General features: G+C 43.5%; 15 protein-coding genes. 12 read left to right on the top strand and 3 right to left on the bottom strand.

The genetic code is table 11. The features are described from left to right. Positions 1-74: 74 nt before the first annotated feature. The 3 genes from B6K83_RS14445 to hslR form a co-directional block, all read right to left on the bottom strand. Complete coding sequence (locus B6K83_RS14445; RefSeq protein WP_085285635.1) at positions 75-4,709, bottom strand: S8 family serine peptidase; 4,635 nt, start codon at positions 4,707-4,709, stop codon at positions 75-77. Positions 4,710-5,244: 535 nt separating this feature from the next. Next, positions 5,245-6,102: an Hsp33 family molecular chaperone HslO gene (hslO, locus tag B6K83_RS14440; RefSeq protein WP_085285687.1), complete on the bottom strand. Its 858-nt coding sequence runs from the start codon at positions 6,100-6,102 to the stop codon at positions 5,245-5,247. Between the two features lie 9 nt (positions 6,103-6,111). Further along, positions 6,112-6,519 carry a ribosome-associated heat shock protein Hsp15 gene (hslR, locus tag B6K83_RS14435; protein WP_085285634.1) on the bottom strand — a complete coding sequence of 136 codons (408 nt, stop codon included), beginning with the start codon at positions 6,517-6,519 and terminating at the stop codon, positions 6,112-6,114. Positions 6,520-6,826: 307 nt separating this feature from the next. Here hslR and gspC point away from each other — a divergent pair, with 307 nt between their 5' ends. Genes gspC through B6K83_RS14375 form a run of 12 tightly spaced genes read left to right on the top strand, consistent with a single transcriptional unit; the run spans position 6,827 to position 18,300 of the window. Beyond that, positions 6,827-7,783, top strand: coding sequence for a type II secretion system protein GspC (gene gspC / locus B6K83_RS14430; protein WP_085285633.1), 957 nt, complete (start codon positions 6,827-6,829; stop codon positions 7,781-7,783). Positions 7,784-7,800: 17 nt separating this feature from the next. Then, positions 7,801-9,888 (top strand): type II secretion system secretin GspD, encoded by a 2,088-nt coding sequence (gspD, locus tag B6K83_RS14425; protein ID WP_085285632.1) that lies wholly within the window; start codon positions 7,801-7,803, stop codon positions 9,886-9,888. A gap of 2 nt (positions 9,889-9,890) precedes the next feature. Further along, complete coding sequence (gene gspE, locus B6K83_RS14420; protein WP_085285631.1) at positions 9,891-11,456, top strand: type II secretion system ATPase GspE; 1,566 nt, start codon at positions 9,891-9,893, stop codon at positions 11,454-11,456. A 37-nt stretch (positions 11,457-11,493) separates the two neighbouring features. After that, a complete protein-coding gene (gene gspF / locus B6K83_RS14415) occupies positions 11,494-12,717 on the top strand; it encodes a type II secretion system inner membrane protein GspF (RefSeq protein ID WP_085285630.1) in 1,224 nt (407 codons plus the stop codon). Positions 12,718-12,719: 2 nt separating this feature from the next. Then, on the top strand, positions 12,720-13,154 hold the full coding sequence (gspG, locus tag B6K83_RS14410; RefSeq protein WP_085285629.1) for a type II secretion system major pseudopilin GspG: 435 nt from the start codon (positions 12,720-12,722) through the stop codon (positions 13,152-13,154). A gap of 18 nt (positions 13,155-13,172) precedes the next feature. Beyond that, the gene (gspH, locus tag B6K83_RS14405; RefSeq protein ID WP_085285628.1) at positions 13,173-13,808 is read left to right on the top strand and encodes a type II secretion system minor pseudopilin GspH; all 636 of its coding nucleotides are present in this window, start codon (positions 13,173-13,175) and stop codon (positions 13,806-13,808) included. Then, on the top strand, positions 13,792-14,190 hold the full coding sequence (gene gspI / locus B6K83_RS14400) for a type II secretion system minor pseudopilin GspI (protein ID WP_085285627.1): 399 nt from the start codon (positions 13,792-13,794) through the stop codon (positions 14,188-14,190). The genes gspH and gspI overlap by 17 nt, the downstream gene beginning before the upstream one ends. Next, positions 14,187-14,867 carry a type II secretion system minor pseudopilin GspJ gene (gene gspJ / locus B6K83_RS14395; RefSeq protein WP_085285626.1) on the top strand — a complete coding sequence of 227 codons (681 nt, stop codon included), beginning with the start codon at positions 14,187-14,189 and terminating at the stop codon, positions 14,865-14,867. Before gspI ends, gspJ begins: the two co-directional genes overlap by 4 nt. Beyond that, a complete protein-coding gene (gspK, locus tag B6K83_RS14390) occupies positions 14,860-15,861 on the top strand; it encodes a type II secretion system minor pseudopilin GspK (RefSeq protein WP_233144035.1) in 1,002 nt (333 codons plus the stop codon). The genes gspJ and gspK overlap by 8 nt, the downstream gene beginning before the upstream one ends. Then, positions 15,861-17,093, top strand: a complete 1,233-nt coding sequence (gene gspL, locus B6K83_RS14385; protein ID WP_085285624.1) for a type II secretion system protein GspL — start codon at positions 15,861-15,863, stop codon at positions 17,091-17,093. The genes gspK and gspL overlap by 1 nt, the downstream gene beginning before the upstream one ends. Continuing rightward, the gene (gspM, locus tag B6K83_RS14380; protein ID WP_085285623.1) at positions 17,090-17,557 is read left to right on the top strand and encodes a type II secretion system protein GspM; all 468 of its coding nucleotides are present in this window, start codon (positions 17,090-17,092) and stop codon (positions 17,555-17,557) included. The genes gspL and gspM overlap by 4 nt, the downstream gene beginning before the upstream one ends. Next, positions 17,557-18,300, top strand: a complete 744-nt coding sequence (locus B6K83_RS14375) for a type II secretion system protein N (protein ID WP_085285622.1) — start codon at positions 17,557-17,559, stop codon at positions 18,298-18,300. The genes gspM and B6K83_RS14375 overlap by 1 nt, the downstream gene beginning before the upstream one ends. Positions 18,301-18,308: the final 8 nt, after the last annotated feature.

Here is an 18,308-nt window from a genome sequence, read left to right as displayed (position 1 = left end):
AAAAAAAGCCATCAACTAATGTTGATGGCTTTAAAGTTTTTATCGGTTTTTAACTATCAACCTTGATTATTACATTACGCTTTTTTACGGCGAGTAAATAACATAGGTGTTAGTAGTAACATTAACCAACCAAACGAACCACTTTCTTTCTTATTAACAATAGAGACAGAAGCAACTGTTGAGTCTTTGTTGCCGTTACCGTCATCCACGGTTAGTTGGAAAGAAATCGTTTCATCTTTTGACACTTTTGGTGCCGTAAAGTTGATTGTTTCTGCACTTGCATTGAAGCTAACCGGAGTACCTGAAAGCTGTACCCAAGTAAAGGTTAGTGCGTCACCGTTTGGATCTGAAGATGCAGAACCGTCTAAGGTTACGTTTGCTTCCTCAGTCACCGCAGAGTTACCAGAAATAACGGCGGTAGGCGCACCTTCAACTTGAATTGCTACACTGGTGGCATTAACCACTTCGACGGTATTATATGCGTCAGTACTATGAGTAAGTACAACGTTTGCTGGACCCCCTTTAAAGGTTTCAACAATTTCTGTTGAGAACGTCATTACGGTTGGATCCGTAGCAACTGGTGTTAATGCATAACAAATGATTAAACCAGAGGTAATATCATCAATACTGCCAACAGAACCAGACTCGCCACCTGAATATGGAGACTGTGCATAGATATCAGTACGACCTGAAGTACCAGTGGCATTTTCTAAACCAACGGTAACACCCAGTACCTCACCATAAACATGCTCGACATTATCGTAAGCAAATTTAATATCACCTGTATTGTTATCAAAGACAACTTCGAAGTCGACAGTATCAGAGATACTAGGGTCACCATTATGGAAGTTATAATGTCTCATATCGTCAAATTCGATGATAGTTGTACCAGGACCAGCGGTTGCAACTGTAACACCTGACGTGGCAGAGGCTACAACTTCAAAGTCACGCCAGAATGGTGCAATTAGATTATTGGCTTCTGCAGCGTTTGGCAGTAGTTGGTTAACCCAAGGGCTTGAACCATGCGCACCGCTAAAGTAAATGAAACCGTCATCAGTGATATTAACCGAGTTATATAAAGTACCTAAAAAGTTTGCCGGCACGCCATAGCTTGCGGTTTGTGTATCGCCAGAAAACGACTCATCAGGTGTCAAACCAAAACCCGCTAAATCTAGGTAAGTTCCACCTTGACCAAAGTCTGGTAAAGCACAGGTAGCATCATCTGCATTAGTTGTTTTCGTGTAGAATGGCTCAGCACCAAATAGCGACTCTTGTACTACTGTCCAAGTAATTTCATTGCCAACAATTTCAGCATTACCTGTTACTGAAGCTTCATCAAGCCTCATACCAGCCGGCACAGTTGCTTTTACTGTGTAAGTACGATCGCCTGGGGCTAAGTTAGCCATCACGCTGACTTCGTAATCAATGCGATCTTTACGCTCCATATACGCATCGGCATTGCTAGAGATAGTCACATCGTCCATACCGCGAGCTACTTCTACAGCCACTAAACCTAGGTTACCAGCGTTTTCAAAGCTTGTACCTAAGTCAATAGCGCCGTAGTAAATATCTCCTTGGCTAGCATCTTGGTCTAATGACCAGTTAAAGCGAAGGTCAAACTCAGTTAACGCAGCAATGGCTGAATCAGCTTCAACAGATAGGTTATCACCTGCTTCACCGTCAACGATAGCGGTTGCTAGAGTGTATGCATCCTCAGCACCTTCTTCAGAAGCTGCCCAGTTTTGCACGCTTACCCAATAGCTACCCGCTTCTGGCTCCATTAAATCAATTTTCTCTAATGCTGTGCCTGAAGCGCTAATGGCAATTTCTTCATCTTCTTGAGGAATACCATCACCGTTGCTATCAATACCAACACGTAAATCTAAATCTGGCGATTCAGAGGTTAAGATTTCAGCAACAAAACGTTTTGCGCCTTCTGGAACTGTATGAAGGGTAACATTAATACCATCGCTTAAGTCATCATAAGCATCACTGTTATTGCTATCAACAGCAAGTGTTGCTGTGGTTTGTGTTGCTTTAGTTAAACCATAAGAGCGACTGGTAAACTCAGTAATTTCTACTGCCATAACATCTTCAATTAAGAAACTGTCTTGGTCACGGTTGGCTGTGAAAGATACTTTATTCGGAATATTACCATTTGATGCTTGCACACTGACAGGGATTCGCGCTGTTGGGTGCTCGGCAGATGTCATCACTACATGACCAAAGGCCCATGCATTGCTTTCAGCCGCTACTGCATCAACATTAATGGTGATGGTTTGGCTTTCACCTTCTGCTAATGTAAAGGTTTCTGGTGTTGCTGTGATGATAAGACCATCAGAGATAGCAGCACCTTCAACTGTCCATGTACCTGCAGCCGTTGCCGTTACGGTACGAGTCCAGTCACATAAACCAACACAGTTAGCGTTAGATACTGAAGGAATGTTTAGGGTTTTAGGGTCACCACCGATTTCTGGGTTAGCCGCAGTATAATTAGCTGCAGTTTCGTTCATCACTAAGCCAGTTTGGTGTGCTAAATTAACACGAATGCTACCTGCACCCATATCAAATACATCAGCAGGCGTAACACCATCTTCTTTACGAACATCAGTAACAGCAGTCAACATTAACGCAGAACGAATGTTATCAGGTGTCCAAGTTGGATGGGCAGATTTTAATACTGCCGCAGCACCGGCAACATGGGGCGCTGACATAGATGTACCTTGCAAGAAGGCAAAATCGCTTGGTGCTGGCGTTGTACCGTCACGACCAAAATGTTGGTCGGCATAAGCTGCATAAATAGAAACACCCGGCGCAGTAACCGATGGTGTCATGATATCAGCAACATAACCGTTGGGGCCGCGAGACGAAAAGTCAGCCATATCATCGGCTTGGCCTATTTTCAATTCACCTTCGGCAGCGGTAATGGTCGCCATATGGTCTGTACCAGAGGCTAACCAAGTGCGTAAAGCGTTACCATTTGCGTTATCGATATGTATGCCAGGGATGACATAAACGTCATTAGCAACAGAATTAGCGCCACCATCGATATTGGCAAGTACAAAGCCACCTGCACCACCGTCAGCAACGTTAATTGCTTTTTGCACACGGGCGATAGCGCCACGATCACATACGACAATTTCGCCATCAAAAGTACCTTCAGGGAATGGCTCTAAACATTGCGCAGGGTCGCCTTCTGGGTCATTCGCATTGGTGTAGTCACCAGCCCATACTATACTAGCGGTAATACCACCTGAGGCACTGTTGCCTTCAATAGCAGCTAACTCACTGTCACCGCCTGTAAAGTTACCAATTTCTTTTTCAAAAGCTACTTCACGGCCGTGCGTAGATGCACCTACAACGGTATACCAAGGCGCACTTTTTGCCGTTGTAAAGGCGTCAGGGCCGCCGTTACCAGCGGAAACTGATGAGAAAATACCAGCTTCTTGCGCAGATAAAAATGCTTGCTCTGTAGAGCTGGCCCAAGGATCGCCACCACCACTAATAGAATAGTTTATAACGTCGACACCGTCAGATACTGCGTCTTCTAACGCGGCAATAATTGCGGCACCTGGACAGCCAGAATAAGTATCACCACTATCACCTGGATGACAAATTTGATAAGCAACAATGTTGGCATGAGGGGCAACACCAGAAATCTGTCCAAATTCAAAACCTGTGGTATTAACACCATCGCCTTCTAGTTTGCCAGTTTCGGCATCAAGTAGCGGTACGTCGCGTAAAATATTACCACCAGAAGTACCCGCGGTATGTGAACCATGTCCATTGTAGTCTTCACCATTTTTAGCTGGTGGGGTATCGCCAAAAATATCAGCATCGTCATAGTTATCTACGACAGAGGCATAAGAACGGACACCGATAAGTTTATCGTTACACATAGATGCGTAATCACCGGCACAGTCACCAACATAAACACCAGCACCCCAAGGGTTGGTATGATCGTAACCATCAGCACCGATATCAGCAAAGGATGCGTGATCTGAGTTTATACCAGTATCTACAACACCAATAATAACGCCTTCACCCATGTTAACTGCGCTTTGGCCTTCACCATCCCAAACTTGAGTAGCGCCAATATGAATTGGACCTGTATCGGTATCTAAATGTTGCATGCGCTCGCGTTCAACATAGGCGACATCGGCAAGTTTAGACAAGGCTTGTGCTTCATCTTGTGTAAGACGAAGAGCCATGCCGTTAAAGGCATTTTTATACTTATAAACAACGTCGACATTACTGCCTAGCTTGCTAGTGGCTTTGGTAAGAAAGCTTTGTTGCTTGCTTTCCAAATATTTTGCATAGGCAACAGCATCTGGGGCGTTAAGATCTAAGCGAAGCTCTTTGCGGATTTGCTGCGATGTTTTTTGACTCTTCGCTAACGATTGAAATAAAGATTTTTTTGCAATTTGAGGGTTAGTAGCGGCTAAACCAGCAATAGAGCCGTCATAGGTCGCGATGGGTTGATCTTTAAGGCGAACAATATAGGTATAAGTCCCATCTGCTAAATTTTTTTCGACACGAAATTTTTTCGTTTGTGCGTTGTTATATTTGCCCCCTTTGTTGATTGAGATGGCAGTGGCTGACTTTAAGGATTCAGCCGAATATTGTGTTGGCGCAGTGCTAGCGGATGCTTGCATAGTAGCCATTGTTAATAGCGCTGTAGAAACAGCAATTGTTACTTTGTTATTCACAAAGAACCTCCCCTGGATGCACGTTATTTGTGCTGATTATTACTTTTATTGAATAAAATCTTTTTTATCAAGTATTTAAATGACTTTATAAAATGAGATACGCAATCATGCGACGCTTAAACATAGCATATGTAAAAATAATGTAAATATCATATCAATGAAGCATTGCGAAAAATTTTATCGACGTGTTTAAAGTGGACATTTGTCTTTACAAAGGCAGGCAGCTTTGTACTCAAGCTTTGGAAGAAAACGTGAAGTTAAAGCATTTAATGACGCTAGCTAGTTGCTGTTTTAGTCGTTTAGATCGACCTAAGCCAATAGCGGTAAGGTTTGGCTATGGTGTAAGTTGCACCAAATTTACCCGCTGAGTATTAATTGTTTTCGTTATTTTTGGCTTTTTAAACGCTATTGCTGCGCTGACTGTATGGCCATAAGTGGCGGCTCAATATGCGGTGCTAACACTGTGCCAAGGTTTGCATTAATAGTAACAAGCCTTGGCTCAGTATTGATTAAGAGAAGTTTTAAACCGGTAGTGTTAATGTGTTTTATTATTAATAAAGGCCTCAAGTTGCGGGCGTTTAAATTGATATGTTGACAGGCAATAGTCGCAGGTCATGTCAACACTCCCTTGTTCTGCAATAATCGCTTCAAGTTCACTTGCCGCTATTTGAGAAATAGCACTTAAACACTTTTCTTCAGAGCAACTGCACTTATAGCTCACAGCTTGCGGCTCAAACAGTCGAACTTCTTCTTGGTGATATAAGCGATACAATAATGTTTCGCTATCTAACGAGAAAATTTCATCACTTTTTATGGTATTGGTGAGTTGGCATAAATGGTCAAAATCGGCTTGTTGTTGTGCTTTATCTTCACTATCAGGTAATAACTGAATTAAGGTGCCTGCGATTTGTGAAACATCTTGATCACAATACAGCCAAATTTTAGTCGGTATTTGCTCAGACACTTCAAAATAATGTGCCAAACAGTCGGCAATAGTATCTTGCTCTAAAGCGACCACGCCTTGATACGGCTCGCCATTAGCTGGGCGTATCGTAATAACCATATTGCCGGCACCAATTAAGCCTTTCAATGATGTTGCTTGGGTGTCGGCAGTCAGTCGCGCAATACCACGCATTTGTTGAAGATGATTACCATTAACGGCCATATAACCAATCGGGCCATCGCCCTGCAACTGCACGGCTATTTCACCTTCAAACTTTAATGTCGCGGTGAGTAAACAAGTGGCAGCCACTAACTCTCCCAATAACTTTTGCACTGCCTCGGGGTAGTCGTGTGGCGCTATAATGTCTTGGAAGGTTTGTTGTAAATTCACCAACTCGCCACGCGCATGCAGGTTGTCAAATAAATAGCGGTGTAAGGTATCTTTTTGCATGGTCACTGGTTAAATCCTTTCTTTTAAATGCCGAATTTGTCGGCGTTGCTTTTTGTCGGGCTTAGTATCACTGGCGGGGTTCAGTAAAATCCCCTGTTTGCGAGCTAGGCTGTTTTTTTCCCGCGTTGCTATGCTCTCGGGCGTTTCTTGATAAAGGCTTTGGGCAAAGGTTGCATCTCTACGTTTATCTGCTAACGCAACTACGATGACTTGTTTCTCTTCATAGCCTTGTCGAACGATAATACGATCGCCTATTGCAACCGCTTTACCTGATTTACTGCGTTGACCATTATAAAATACTTTGCCGCCATCGATCATCTGTTTTGCAATCGCACGAGTTTTATAAAATCGTGCCGCCCATAACCACTTATCTAGCCGTGTAGTTGCAACTGCTTCAGTATTATTTGCCTTTGCCATTTAGGGTTTTCTCTTTCTTTTACGGTGGATGTTAGTGTTATAAATATCGTCTACGTTCTAGCTGAGCTATTGCTGACATAGCTGAAATAATAACAAAATTCGGTCTTGCTATTAGTGTGTAATAACGATTGTTGTTCGCCAAATGATAAAATCCGCGCAAGTTATCATAGCGAATGGCTATTTGCCAGTTGGAAAAATTTGTTTACTAATTATAGTTAAAAAATAATATGACGTCTTGTTGCCAAGCCTCGGGTCAAGTATCATCGAAGTGACTTGGCATTCACAGATAATTAACAAAATACAATAAATGACATTATCGAATAATTTTTCAAGAGCGCTCGAACCTCTAGCAAAACTGCCTCAGCAACGCATAACACAGATCATTATGTTGCTACTTTTGAGCTATATTGCTTATTTGTGTGCGCAATTAACTTGGTTTGGTTTATCTGAACCTAATAGCAAACTGGCGCAAAATCAGCATCGCGCACAATCACATACCCAAACGCAAGCAAAAGACATCAGTGTAGGCGCCATACAAGCACTTAATCTTTTTGGCCGTTATAATCAAAAGCAAGCCCCGAAAGTAGAGCAAGTTGTTATTGAAGATGCCCCTGAAACACGGCTAAAATTAATTTTAAGTGGTGTTGTCGCCAGCAACGACCAAGCGACGGCTGGTGCCATTATAGAAAGTGCCGGCAAACAAGAAACCTACAGCATAGGTGAAAACATCAAGGGCACACGAGCAGTGCTAGAAAGCGTATATAACGATAGGGTAATTTTAAAAGTCTCGGGGCGATTTGAAACCTTGATGTTTGAAGGCTTGAAATTTGATAAAAATGTTAAGCCATTGCGGATTAAAGGCCGTAACAACAGTGAGCAAGCATCGACGCCTCTCAACTTAGCTGCATCGGCAGCACAAGTTATAGATCAAAGAAACAATAAAGCGCTAACCCAAACAACCAAATCATTGCGCAAAACATTAAACAGTGACCCAGGCAAGATCACCGATTATCTTAAAATATCGCCGCGGCGAGAAAATGGCAAAATTATTGGCTATCGACTCATGCCGGGTAAAGATCCTGAATTTTTCAAAAGTGCGGGTCTAAAATCTGGCGATATAGCGACGCAAATGAATGGTTATGATTTAACGGCACCACGAGAGGCTGCCCAAGCGCTAAAATCATTAAAAGAACAACGAGAAGTTTCACTGTTACTTAATCGCAGTGGTACCCTGACAGAAATACTCTTCAGTATAGATAATTAGAATAAAAGGAATCATACATGCGCCAATTACTTAGCGCACCTTGGTACAAGCGTCGCTTGACTGGGGTTGTTACGGCAGTTTTACTTAATAGTGTTTTGTTGGCTAGCCAAAGCCATGCTGCGGAATATTCGCCTAATTTCAAAGGCACTGAAATTGCAGAATTTATTAATATCGTGGGCAAAAATCTGAAAAAAACCATGATCGTTGATCCCAACGTGCGTGGCAAAGTCAATGTGCGCAGTTACGACTTGTTAAGCGAAAAACAATATTATCAATTCTTTTTAAACGTATTAGAAGTGTATGGTTTTTCTGCGGTAGAAATGGACAACAATGTTGTTAAGATTATTCGCAATAAAGATGCGAAAACGTCATCTATTCCCGTAGTTGGTGACGAAAATCCTGGCGCAGGCGACGAAATGGTTACTCGGGTGGTGGAAGTTAAAAACGTCACTGTGCGTGAACTGACGCCCTTGTTACGACAGTTATCGGATCAAGCTGGTGGCGGTAACGTGGTTAACTATGACCCAGCAAATGTCATTATGCTGACCGGTACCGCGGCGGTGGTGAATCGTTTAGTTCAAATTATAGAGCGTGTTGATAAAGCCGGCGACCAAGACGTGCAAATCATTAGCCTAGAGTATGCTTCAGCAGGTGAAATGGTACGCATTATTGAAGCCATGAATAATTCCAGCCAAGGTAAAGGCTCAGGCACACCAACGTTTTTGATCCCAAAAATTGTCGCAGATGAACGTACGAATAGTGTGATTGTCAGTGGTGAAATAAAAGCTCGTCAGCGCGTTGCACGCCTAGTCTCTCGTTTAGACAGCGAGCTTGAAACCAACGGTAATACCCGTGTTTATCATCTAAAGTACGCTAAGTCTGAAGACATGGTCAAGGTGCTACAAGGGGTCAGCGAGTCGATTGAAGCAGACAGCGCAAGCAGCACCACGTCGTCGAGAAAAAATAAAAGCCGTAATGTCAGTATTGATGCCCACGAAGACACCAACACTTTAGTGATCACCGCTCAACCAGATATGTTGCGTTCATTAGAGGCGGTTATTCGTCAACTGGATATACGCCGCGCACAAGTCCTGATTGAAGCCATAATAGTGGAGGTTTTTGAAGGTGACGGTGTAAATTTAGGCGTACAATGGTATCACGAAGATGGCGCAGTAACCCAGTTTAACAACGGTATCGCGCCAATAGGTGCGGTAGGCGTGGCAGCAGAAGCGGCGCGCTCAACACCTGGTACTAAGGGCTCAACGGTAACCTCAGAAAATGGTGCGGTAACGGTTAATCCAGACCAACCCGACATCAAAGGTGATTATAGCTTATTAGCACAAGTGCTTGGCTCGGTTAGCGGTACTATGTTTGGTATCGTAAAAAATGACTGGGGCGCCATTGTGCAGGCGGTAAGCTCAGATACCAACTCTAATTTATTATCAACGCCAAGCATTACCACGCTGGATAATGAAGAAGCCTACTTTATTGTCGGTCAAGAGGTGCCTATTATTACCGGCTCGTCCACGGGCAGCAATAACAGTAATCCGTTCCAAACCGTTGATCGTCAAGAAATCGGTATTAAGTTAAAAGTCACGCCGCAGATTAATGAAGGCAGTGGCGTGCAGTTAACCATAGAGCAAGAAGTCTCGTCGGTCAGCGGTGCCACTGGCGTTGATATTTCTATCAATAAACGTGAAATCAAAACCACCGTCATGGCCGACGATGGCGCAACCGTAATTTTAGGCGGTTTGATTGATGAAGACGTGCAAGAAAGTGTGCAAAAAGTGCCGCTTTTAGGCGATATACCATTACTTGGCCATTTATTTAAATCCACCAGTAACACCAAACGTAAACGTAACTTGATGGTGTTTTTGCGACCGACTATCGTACGCGATGGCAAATTAATGAATGATTTAAGTAAGGAAAAGTATAACTTTATCCGTGCACTTGAAATTGAAAAGAAAGCGGCCGGCTTAGAATTAATGTCAGATGAAAAGTTACCTATTTTGCCGAAATGGAACGATCAATTGTCCTTACCGCCAACGTTTGATGATTATATGCAAAAGCGCGAACAAACAAAATCGTCGGATGAAAAGCAATAGCCATGACAGACATTGATTCACAAAGCCAAGCGTTTGTAGCCGCTAGTGAAAGCGCTGCTGCTAATGACGCGCCGGCACAAGAAGCCTTGGCGGCAGCAAACGTGCGTTTTCGCTTACCTTTTAGTTTTGCTAAGCGTCACAGTGTGTTGGTACAACATCAAGAGCACGAATTAAGCCTAGTGTGTACAGAGTCACTGAGCGCCGATATATTATTGGAAGTGCGCCGGGTACTAAAAGCACCTTTTGACATCCAAGTGAAAAGTGTAGATGAGTTTGAGCAACTGTTAACCATTACTTACCAACGTGACTCGTCAGAGGCGCAGCAAATGATGGAAGACATTGGCAATGAAGTGGATTTATATTCGCTCGCTGATGAAATGACAGAAACAGAAGACTTATTAGAAAACGAAGATGACGCCCCGATTATTAAATTAATCAATGCCATGTTAAGTGAAGCCATCAAAGAAAATGCGTCTGATATTCATATAGAAACCTTTGAACAAGCGCTGCAAATCCGTTTTCGGGTTGATGGTATCTTGCGTGAAGTGCTCAAGCCAAATCGTAAACTAGCTTCCTTGTTAGTATCACGCATTAAGGTAATGGCAAAACTTGATATTGCCGAAAAGCGCATCCCACAAGACGGTCGTATTTCGTTACGAATTGCTGGTCGTGCGGTAGACGTGCGGGTATCAACTATGCCAACTGGGCATGGTGAACGCGTGGTATTACGCTTGTTGGATAAAAACTCAACACGACTGGATTTACAAGACTTAGGCATGACAGATGGCAACCGAGAGCGCTTTTCACAACTGATAGATAAGCCTCATGGTATCGTGTTGGTAACCGGGCCAACAGGCTCAGGTAAAAGTACCACTTTGTACGCGGGTTTAAGTCAAATTGACAGCAAAGAGCGTAATATACTGACAGTAGAAGACCCGATTGAATATGCCATTGAAGGTATAGGACAAACGCAAGTTAACACTAAAGTTGACATGACTTTTGCTCGAGGTCTACGGGCGATACTTCGACAAGATCCCGATGTGGTAATGGTGGGGGAAATACGCGACCTAGAAACTGCGCAAATTGGCGTACAAGCCAGTTTAACTGGCCACCTAGTGTTATCAACCTTACATACTAATACCGCAGCAGGTGCTATCACGCGCATGGAAGATATGGGCGTTGAACCATTTTTGTTATCGTCGAGTTTGCTCGGCGTATTAGCGCAACGCTTAGTGCGCACTTTATGTCCACACTGTCGGGAGGCTTGTCCACCTTCACCACAGGAACGAGAGTTACTGCAGCTGCCACAAGGCGAGCAGCATCATATCTATCGAGCCGTCGGGTGTGAAGAGTGCAACTTTAAAGGTTATCGTGGCCGCACAGGTATTCACGAGTTGATCGTGGTCGACGATAATGTCAGAGAATTAATCCATAACGGTAAAGGTGAACAAACCATTGAAAAGTACATTCGCCAGTCTACGCCAAGTATCCGCCGCGATGGTTTTGATAAAGTTATGCGCGGTGAAACCACCATTGAAGAAGTCTTGCGTGTGACTCGTGAAGATTAAGTTAGCGGCAACCTAAGGTGAAAGTAAACTGTAAATTATGGCAGCATTTGATTATCAGGCCGTAGATAGCCGCGGCAAAACTAAAAAAGGCGTGATTGAAGGCGATACGCCCCGCCATGTAAGAAACTTACTGCGTGAGCAGGGCTTAATGCCGTTGGCAGTAACCCCTTGTTTGCAAAAAAAGCAAGATACTAAGCAGCACGCTATCTTTACTCGTCGCAAAAAAATATCAGCGGCTGAGTTAGCCTTGATCACCCGACAGCTTGCCACCTTAGTAGAGTCTGGTTTGCCGATTGAAGAGTCGTTAATGGCGGTAGCAGAGCAATGCGAGAAAAATGCTATTAAGAGTATGGTGATGGCGGTGCGCACTAAAGTTACCGAAGGTTATGGCTTGGCAGAAAGCATGGCAGAATTTCCGCACGTGTTTAATCGTTTGTTTCGCGCTATGGTGGCGGCCGGTGAAAAATCAGGGCACCTTGATAAAGTGTTAGATCGCTTAGCAGATTATACTGAGCAACGACAACAATTGCGCTCACAGCTGATCCAAGCCTTAGTCTATCCCATTATTATGACAGTCGTGGCGACCAGTGTTATTGCCATTTTATTGACTGCGGTAGTGCCGAAAATTGTCGGTCAGTTTGAGCATATGGGGGCTAATTTACCGGCAACCACTAAGTTTCTCATCGCCAGTAGTGATTTTTTGCGTGCTTACGGTTTAGTGATAGTAATGATAGTGGCACTATTGATGTTGATTTGGTCGCAGTTGTTAAAAAAAGATCGATTTAGGTTTGCCTATCATCAACGTTTTTTAGCAATGCCGGGTTTGGGGAAAGTGGCGAAAAGTATCAATACCGCGAGGTTTGCTCGCACCTTAAGTATTTTAACTGCCAGTGCCGTACCCTTGCTAGAAAGTATGAAAATATCAGGAGAAGTGCTTGATAATCTTTATATTCGAGACAGTATAAAAGCCGCAGCCGATAAAGTGCGCGAGGGGGCAAGTTTGCGCGTTTCACTAGAGCAAACTAAATTGTTTCCGCCGATGATGTTGCACATGATCGCCAGTGGTGAAAAAAGTGGTCAACTTGAACACATGTTAGGCCGTGCCGCAGATAACCAAGATCGTGAGTTTGAAGCGATCGTCAATGTTTCACTCAAAGCCTTTGAGCCAGCGCTGATGGTAGTGATGGCGGGGATTGTATTATTTATCGTGATGGCCATTTTACAGCCCATTCTCCAGTTAAATACGTTAATAGGAAGTTAGAAATGAAAGCAGTAACTAGTAGTCGAGGGTTTACCCTGTTAGAAGTAATGGTGGTGATTGTTATTTTGGGTATCTTAGCCAGTATGGTGGTACCCAACCTTATGGGTAGTCAAGAGCGGGCTAACCTACAAAAAGCCGTGTCAGATATCAACGCCTTAGAAACATCACTTAGTATGTATAAAATGGATAATTATAAGTACCCAAGCACTGAACAAGGCTTAGAGGCGCTTGTTAGTGAAACCGACATTGAACCCTTACCGCGTCGATTCCCTGAAGGGGGCTATGTTAAGCGTTTACCTAATGATCCTTGGGGTAATGAATATCAACTATTGAACCCAGGTGAACATGGCGCCATGGATGTGTTTTCAATGGGACCCGATGGTGAAGCCGGCACTGATGATGATATCGGTAATTGGAATCTAGCTGATTATCAATAGCCAGGTAACGTTATTGTTATGCCAGTGAAAACGACAAACATTGCCCGCACGATTAGTGCCAAACGCTACCTCGCAACAGGCTTTACCTTAATTGAGGTCATGTTGGTGATTTTGTTGATTGGCGTTATGCTGTCAGCGGTGCAGTTTTCGTTTTCAAGTTCAAAACCCGAGCAGCAGTTGGCGCAAACGAGTGCCCGCTTTGCACAGGTCTTTGAAGTGGCAGCGGAATATGGCTTATTAAATAACATCGAACTAGGCGTATTTATCGATGAAAATAGCTATCAATTTCTCGGCTATAATGGCGTGCAGTGGGCAAAAGTGGCAGACAAGCCCTTATTTGACCCTTTTACCCTACCTGAAGCGATAACATTACACTTGCAACTTGATGATTTACCCATTGATGAGCCCTTATTATTTGATAGCTCGTTATTAAATACTCAAGCTGAGGACGATGAGTTTAGAGAAGACGCTGAGAAAAAACTTATCCCACAAATTTATATCCTCTCCGGCGGGGATATTACGCCGTTTAGTTTAACGTTTTCTTTGGCAGAATTTGCAATGGGCCATGAAGAGGATATCAGTTATAAAGTCTCAGGTATCTACAGTACGCCATTAACAATAGAAGGACCGATAGTTAATGCTAGCTCGCGTTAAATTAAATCAACGTCGCTCGAATAAGGGCTTCACTTTAATAGAGGTGATGCTGGCCATGGCGGTGTTTTCTATTGCTGGCGTTGCGATTTTAGCAACTACCGACACTAACGTACGCAACTTAGGTTACCTAGAAAGCAAAGTCATTGCTAATTGGGTGGCGTCAAACCAATTAGTCGCCGCAAAGCTAGACCAAGCTTGGCCACCCAAAAATAATAAGAAAGGCAAAGTGGAGTTAGCAGGTCAAGAGTGGTTATGGCAACAAAAAGTGCTAAAAACAACCGATAACGACCTGCGTGCAATTGTTATGGAGGTGCGTTTAGATGAAAAAAGCTCGGCACCATTATCTAGTTTAATGACCTACTTATCGAAGCCAAAGTCATGAACAAAACGCAGCTTTTGCTAGGTGAAGCTTGTGCATTGTCAAGCGCTTACAGAGTGCAAACGCGTGGTTTTACGCTATTAGAAGTACTGATTGCCGTGGCAATATTTTCTGTGATCAGCATGGCAAGTTTCAGTATATTTCAAACTGTGCTCAGCAGTGATAGTGTCAGCAAAGCGCGCACTGAGCGCATTAACGAATTGCAACGTGGCTTCTTGATCATTGAGCGTGATCTACTACAAATTGCACGACGCAGCGTGCGCTTGCAAGGTGAAGCACCACTAGACAGTTTTTTACATACCAATAATGAGCGTTATTCTAGCTATGAACAGGGGCTAGGCTTTGTTCGGCATGGTTGGACTAATCCAGGTTTGTTGTTGCCGCGCAGTGAAATGCAAGCTGTGGTTTATCAGCTCAATGATAATGTTTTACAGCGAGTACATTTTAATTTTGTTGACGCCGTGGTTGGTGAAGCACCGAAAGTGCGGCCATTGATTAGTCAAGTAGAAAAAGTCGACTTTGAGTTTTATGATGGTAAAAAGTGGCAAAATACGTTGCAAGAAAACAGCCTACCAACCGCCATTGCTATAGAGCTTGATACCCAAGACTATGGCGTCATACGTCGGCAATTTTTAGTGGCTGGCGATCAGTTGCCTACTCAGGATGATGACGATGAGTAAGTGCAATTTTAATCAGCAGCAGGGTGTGGCATTAATTACTGTCATGTTGATTGTGGCCTTGATTGCGATTTTAGCCACCCAAATGACGGCGAGCTTGCAACTGCAAATGCAGCGCACCAGTAATATTGCGTCAAACCAACAAGCTTATTGGTATGCGATGGGTGCCGAAGCGTTTGCAAAAAACGTACTAAGACAGTCGCTTACTGATAATACCGACGTTACTCATTTAGGGCAGATGTGGGCACAAGGGGAAACAAGCTTTCCCGTTGATTATGGCGAAATTACCGGCGAAATAACCGATTTACACAGTTGCTTAAACTTAAATGCACTGCGAATTGCCTCTGAAGAAGCTAATAACCAAGGTAGCAAAAAAACACCCGTGCGTAGTGCATTTGAAGAATTGATTATTGCACTTAATATTGAAGGTATTGGCAGCTTTGAAGCAGAATATATGGCGGATGCACTCATTGACTGGCTAGATGCCAATACGAGTATTACTGGCTCAGGTGGTGCAGAAGACAACGACTACGCCGCGAAAGAATTTCCTTACTTGCCGGCCAATAATTACCTCGCTAGCATAAGTGAATTGCGCGTTATCGAGCACTTTAATGTTGCCGTTATCGAGGCGCTAAAAGCACATGTTTGCGTTATTCCCAATAGCAATATTCATAAAATAAACCTGAACACGATCGCAACGGATAAGCCCGAAGTACTTGTAGCCCTGTTAGGGATAAGTCAAAATGAAGTGATACAAGCATTGTCGGAGCGACCAGAGCAAGGATTTGCTAGTGTAGATGAGTTTTTTGAATTACCTGTGTTTAGTAAAGCGAAAATAACACCAGAAAAAAAACAACAATTTGTTGTGCAAAGTGAGTACTTTAAGCTCAAAACAATGGCAAGTTTTAATAATAGCTATTTTGCTTTAAATACCATTATGAAAGTAGACAATAAAAATAATATCGGTGTGATCACTCGCACCATAGGACGAGAGTAATGGGTGAAACCTTATTTATCCGTTTAGGCAGTCAAGCTGAACATAAAATTCATTGGCTGATCAAAAGCAACGGAGAACACGAAATTATTGCTAGCGGCGAGTTAGCAAATGCCGCCGCGTTAACACAGTTAACCGCACAGTCTATGTCGCGTGACGTGGTGGTATTTGTGCCCGCCAGTGATGTTGCTATTAAACGCCTAAAGGTGCCCAGTTCATCACAACGCGCGATGCGCTTAGCCGCACCTTATATGCTTGAAGAAGAGTTAGCTCAAGATGTAGAACAACTTTTTTTCGCCTTCAGTGACCACAAAGCTGATCAGCAAGAGCATAATTGTTTTGTTGCCGCCACGGCGCGAGAGCAACTGGTTTTGTGGCGACAATGGTTGGCAGACGCCGGCATTTTTTGCAAAATTATGATTCCTGATGCTTTAGCATTGCCCTTTGAGACTGGAAAAAGCAGTGCGGTGATGCTTGGTGAGCAAGTGTTACTGAGGTTGGGACAATGGCAGGTCATGGCTTTTGAAGAAAATGCCTGGCCTATTGTCGCTAAGTATTTAACTGAGAGCCATAAGACAGAACACCCGCTGTTATCATATTCGCCATTGCCGCAAGTACCAACAGCATTACCCGTAGAATACCTACCTGAAGAGTTGCCATTAGCCATTTTAGCGACGCACTATTCGCGGCACTTTAATTTGCTACAAGGTGAGTTTCAAGTGAAAGAAAAACGCTCACAAGTGAGTAAAAATTGGTTATGGGTAGCGGCAATGTGTGGCGTTGCTTTGCTGCTTAACGTTGCCGCAAAAAGTGTCGAGCTTTATCAATTAGCGAACCAGGCTACCGTGCTTGAAGAAAAAATTATTGCGCGTTATCAAAGCACGTTTCCAAACACTAAACGGGTGCGCGTTGCAACCGTTAAGTCACAGCTGCGACAGAAGCTAGCGGAATTAGGCACCGGAGATAGCCATGCCGGATTTTTGCCGCTATTGGTTAAACTCGAGCCAGCATTAGCAAGTGTACCTGAGCTGAAACCACAAACTTTAAAATTTGATGGTAAACGTCAAGAAGTACGCATGCAGGCGCTAGCCAAAGGTTATCAATATTTTGAAAAACTTAAAGTCGCGCTGGAAAAGGCAGGTCTAAATGTATCATTAGGTGCTCAAAATAACCAAGGTGAGCAAATATCTGGCTCATTTAGTATTACCGATACATCATCTAGGGGGCGCTCATGAAAACTTGGTGGCAACAATTAAACCTTCGTGAACAACGCTTAGTCATGGCCATGTCAGCGGTGATTGGCGTATTTATTTTTTACGGGCTAATTTGGCAGCCGTTAAATGAAAACATAGCACGCACTAAGGCGAAGGTGGCGCGTCAGCAAGCTTTGCTGAATTGGGTTGAAGAAAAAACTGATGACTACCAAGTGGCTATGCGCAGCAACAAGGTCAAATCGGGCGCGAGTTTATCGAGTATTATTACCCGCACATCGCGAGTTAATAACATCACTATTACCCGTATGCAACCGCAAGGTGAAGACCTGCAAGTTTGGATTAATGAAATAGCGTTTAACTCATTACTGTCTTGGTTAGAGCAATTAGCTGCTCGAGAGGGGTTACTCGTGAAAAATATCGACTTAAGCCTTACCGAGCAACCGGGTGTGGTACGAGTACGCCGATTACAATTAGGAAAAAATTAATGAAAAAGAAGTTTGCCTACCCTGCAATTTTTCTGCTCATGTACAGTATTTTTGTCATTGCTTTGCTCCCGGCAAATTGGTTACTAACCCAAGTTAAACTCCCTAAAAATATATCAATTTCTGGGCTTGAGGGCACTATTTGGCGCGCGAAAGTTGACCAAGTCTACATTGACGGTGTTGTGATAGAGCGGGTGCATACCGCCTTGTCACTTGTCTCGGTATTGATGCTAGATCCTAAATTTGAGGTTCACTTTGGTGACGCACTCGTGCCAGGGCCAGAAGGTCAGTTTGCCATTAAAGGCCTGTGGTCAGATATCACCATTGAAGATGGGCAAGTTAACCTAGCCGCAAATGTTGTGAGTAGTCGATTAAATTTAGCCATAGATGTTGTTGCCCATGAGCAACTGCAATTGAGTCTCACTCGTTATGTAATGGGAACACCTTTGTGTCAAACATTGCAAGGTAGTTTGCATTGGCAAAACGCCAAGATTACCGCGCTAGACGAGCAAGTAGCGCTTGGTGATTTAGCTGCAGTATTAAGCTGCCAGCAAGGCGAGCTGGTAGCCGAAATTGAACCTAACAATAACTTAGGCTTAAGCTATCGAGCTCAGATAAAATCGTTGCAGCACTTTTCTGGCAGTGGTTATTTAACACCAGGTGATAAGTTTCCGGAGCCATTAAAAGCGGCCTTAAGTTTTTTAGGTCAGGCCGACAAGCAAGGACGATATCGCTTAAAAAACTAGTGCTAATG

Origin of the sequence: Colwellia chukchiensis (assembly GCF_002104455.1) — a bacterium.
GTDB classification, from domain to species: Bacteria; Pseudomonadota; Gammaproteobacteria; order Enterobacterales; family Alteromonadaceae; genus Cognaticolwellia; species Cognaticolwellia chukchiensis.
Note: the sequence above shows the minus strand (reverse complement) of the source record. Positions and strands in the feature narration are given on the sequence as shown.

Coding starts and splice junctions, on each gene's coding strand:
- gspM (WP_085285623.1), top strand. CDS start 17,090: ATGAAAACTTGGTGGCAACAATTAAACCTTCGTGAACAACGCTTAGTC.
- gspH (WP_085285628.1), top strand. CDS start 13,173: ATGCCAGTGAAAACGACAAACATTGCCCGCACGATTAGTGCCAAACGC.
- gspF (WP_085285630.1), top strand. CDS start 11,494: ATGGCAGCATTTGATTATCAGGCCGTAGATAGCCGCGGCAAAACTAAA.
- gspL (WP_085285624.1), top strand. CDS start 15,861: ATGGGTGAAACCTTATTTATCCGTTTAGGCAGTCAAGCTGAACATAAA.
- gspK (WP_233144035.1), top strand. CDS start 14,860: ATGAGTAAGTGCAATTTTAATCAGCAGCAGGGTGTGGCATTAATTACT.
- hslO (WP_085285687.1), bottom strand. CDS start 6,102: ATGCAAAAAGATACCTTACACCGCTATTTATTTGACAACCTGCATGCG.
- gspG (WP_085285629.1), top strand. CDS start 12,720: ATGAAAGCAGTAACTAGTAGTCGAGGGTTTACCCTGTTAGAAGTAATG.
- gspI (WP_085285627.1), top strand. CDS start 13,792: ATGCTAGCTCGCGTTAAATTAAATCAACGTCGCTCGAATAAGGGCTTC.
- hslR (WP_085285634.1), bottom strand. CDS start 6,519: ATGGCAAAGGCAAATAATACTGAAGCAGTTGCAACTACACGGCTAGAT.
- gspC (WP_085285633.1), top strand. CDS start 6,827: ATGACATTATCGAATAATTTTTCAAGAGCGCTCGAACCTCTAGCAAAA.
- gspJ (WP_085285626.1), top strand. CDS start 14,187: ATGAACAAAACGCAGCTTTTGCTAGGTGAAGCTTGTGCATTGTCAAGC.
- gspE (WP_085285631.1), top strand. CDS start 9,891: ATGACAGACATTGATTCACAAAGCCAAGCGTTTGTAGCCGCTAGTGAA.
- B6K83_RS14375 (WP_085285622.1), top strand. CDS start 17,557: ATGAAAAAGAAGTTTGCCTACCCTGCAATTTTTCTGCTCATGTACAGT.
- gspD (WP_085285632.1), top strand. CDS start 7,801: ATGCGCCAATTACTTAGCGCACCTTGGTACAAGCGTCGCTTGACTGGG.